This is a genomic window from Gordonia sp. NPDC062954 (assembly GCF_044543825.1).
In the GTDB taxonomy this organism is placed as follows: Bacteria; Actinomycetota; Actinomycetes; order Mycobacteriales; family Mycobacteriaceae; genus Gordonia; species Gordonia tangerina.
The window spans coordinates 1-2,044 of sequence record NZ_JBITWL010000069.1; the positions used below are offsets into that span (position 1 = coordinate 1).

Consider the following 2,044-nt stretch of genomic DNA (forward strand, 5'->3'; position numbering starts at 1 on the left):
AAGACCATTCGCAACTTCAACGCCCACCGGCCCCACCGCCGGTAAGCATCTCCCGAGAACACGACGTCACGCATCTCCTGAGACCGCACACGTCACCGTGGTTCGATCGCATCGTCGAGACATTGTGATGCGGAAATTCCGGCGCGTCGCCGAGGTCGACGTCGTGAACGGACGAGGCGGTGACGGAGGCGTGGACGTCTCCGTCACTTACCCCGACGGCCGGCTCGTTATCTACCAGTTGAAGTATTACCCCGAGGGCATGTCCGGCGGGTTCGTGGGACGTCGAGACAAAGTCAAGAAGTCCTTCGTGCGGGCGGTGAAGGAACAGGAGCCGCACGAATGGGTTCTGGTAGCCCCATGCAGCAACTTCACCACCCCCGAGAAGGGCTACATAAGACGCCTGCCCGAAGCCTTCACTCCAGCGGGGAAACGTCGACCCACTGTGGGATGGATGGGTCGCGCAGAGCTCAATCAGATGCTCATCGACTATCCCGAAGTGGACCGATGGTTGACGCTCAACCACTACCGACGCACCCGGCAGATCTTCGAGCAGGAACAGACCGCAGCCCAGCGGTTGGAATGCTAATGGAGATCCGGTTCCTCGAGGACGGTGAAGTCGTAGCCGCCGAGGAAGGAACGGTCACGGAGGTCCGCCAAGGAACTCACGGCTTAACCAGCGTGATGTCGTTCTGTGGGAGCCGGCTCACGGTGGCCGCAGAGATTCCGTATCGAGCCACGTCCGGCCAAGCGTCGTCGATGGACGTCGGATACAAGATTCGCGGGCTCAGTCCGCGCTCTGTCGCCGAACTGTTCAAAGTTCTTCTCGGCCTTCGCACATCCAAAGAGGTCGAGTTCCACATCGACGGCCGATTCCTGACCAAATACGGCCGATCTAGCGACGAAGTTGACAACGAAGACCCCGACTTGAAAGAGCAACTCATGGTCTACCGGTTCGCTGAGGACCTGGCCGCAGTCCTCGCATATACAAGGCAGAGCATGACGCTTCCCAACGGCTTCAGTGGGAACGACCGGGTCCATGCCCGGGTTGCCCGACTGCTACTTGATGGCCACATTGTGGCCTCGGCCCTGGCGCGAGGAGTCCGCGGACGCCTTCCCGACAGCGCTGAGCCCACCCAGGAGATCCGCAACACCCTGACAGAACGACGAAACATCCACTGGCCGGCTGGCCGGTACACCGCTCCGATCGTGGGCCGGAACTTTGACCTTCAAACGCTGGGAGATCTGCTCTGGACTCCACGCCGGCGACCACCGCCGGTCGGCACGGTGCGGCTTGTTGAGCCCCTTCCACGGTGGTGGCGTGGGGCCCGCAGCGATCGTGCCATCGGGACGGCGGACAACGCCGGCCAGGCGGTGCTGTACGTACTCCCGCAACTCGACGTGGGCCACGAGCTTCGCTGTTTTCGGGCGCTTGGCGGCCTGCTGGGCTTTCCACTGCGCCACCAACGCCCGATACTCAAGCTTCCCGCTCCTGGTTGCGGCGTTGCGCCGTAGCTCACGCGAGATCGTGGCCGGACTGCGCCCGATCCGCCGTGCGATCTCACGCACCCCACAATCCTGAACGCGAAGCAGCGCGATCTCTTCCCGTTCCGCGAAGGATAGATAGCGGCCCGAAGGCTCATCCAGACTCAGCGGCCTCATACCGCCAGCGTGGCGGAACCACCGTGTACCCACCGGCACCGACACACCGACAGCGATCGATGCCTGCGCCGTGCTCACCCCCGTCGCGACCACCCGCCAAAACTCACGTTGCACCTGCCGCGACGGCTCCGGCCGCCCCGGCGATCGCATCGCCGGCCGAAGTGCACGATCAGCACGCCACTGTCGACGAACACCTACCGGCACATCGCTGGTCTTCCTGCTCCAGTCCGCTGTAACCACGCCGCACACCTCCGAGAATCAGGGTGTTGCGACGACCAGTTGAATCCGCCCGTCGACCCACGATCGGTGTGGAAAATCAGCTTCTGCGCATCGTCATCACGCCATATCGCCTGCATACCGCCCCGCGTGGCGACCGCCATCTCGA

Annotated in this window: 1 protein-coding gene and 1 pseudogene; one reads left to right on the forward strand and one right to left on the reverse strand. The window is 63.2% G+C overall.

Features of this window, described 5'->3' with window-relative positions; genetic code table 11:
- Positions 1–190: 190 nt before the first annotated feature.
- Entirely contained in the window at positions 191–586 is a 396-nt protein-coding gene (locus tag ACIGKQ_RS25305; protein ID WP_138944116.1) for a hypothetical protein, read from the forward strand.
- Positions 587–1,218: 632 nt separating this feature from the next.
- On the opposite strand, the pseudogene ACIGKQ_RS25310 reads toward ACIGKQ_RS25305, so the two are convergent.
- Positions 1,219–1,899, reverse strand: a pseudogene (locus tag ACIGKQ_RS25310) (transposase); the annotation flags it as partial.
- Positions 1,900–2,044: the final 145 nt, after the last annotated feature.